Here is a 258-nt window from a genome sequence, read left to right on the forward strand (position 1 = left end):
CACCGAGATCTACACTCGACTAGTCGTCGGCAGCGTCAGATGTGTATAAGAGACAGCATCTGGCCCGATGCCGAGCGGACCTTCAACTGGCCGATATCTTCCGGCTGTGCCCGGAACTTGGCATCGGCCTGGACGCGGACGCTGTAGGTGCTGTCTCTTATACACATCTCCGAGCCCACGAGACTACGCTGCATCTAGGGTGGCGTGTTTTGCTTTGAGGGGGGGGGGGGGGGGGGGGGGGGGGGGGGGGGGGGGGGG

The 258-nt window shown here is 64.0% G+C and carries 1 protein-coding gene; it reads right to left on the bottom strand.

Annotated features, from left to right (window positions below; genetic code table 11):
• Window positions 1–35: 35 nt before the first annotated feature.
• Complete coding sequence (locus ACPYOJ_RS35805; RefSeq protein ID WP_481420452.1) at window positions 36–194, bottom strand: hypothetical protein; 159 nt, start codon at window positions 192–194, stop codon at window positions 36–38.
• Window positions 195–258: the final 64 nt, after the last annotated feature.

The sequence above is a fragment of the Rhizobium sp. SVR5-9E genome (assembly GCF_056755095.1).

Excerpts from the sequence above, each read along its gene's own strand:
- ACPYOJ_RS35805 (WP_481420452.1), bottom strand. The coding sequence starts at position 194 with ATGCAGCGTAGTCTCGTGGGCTCGGAGATGTGTATAAGAGACAGCACC.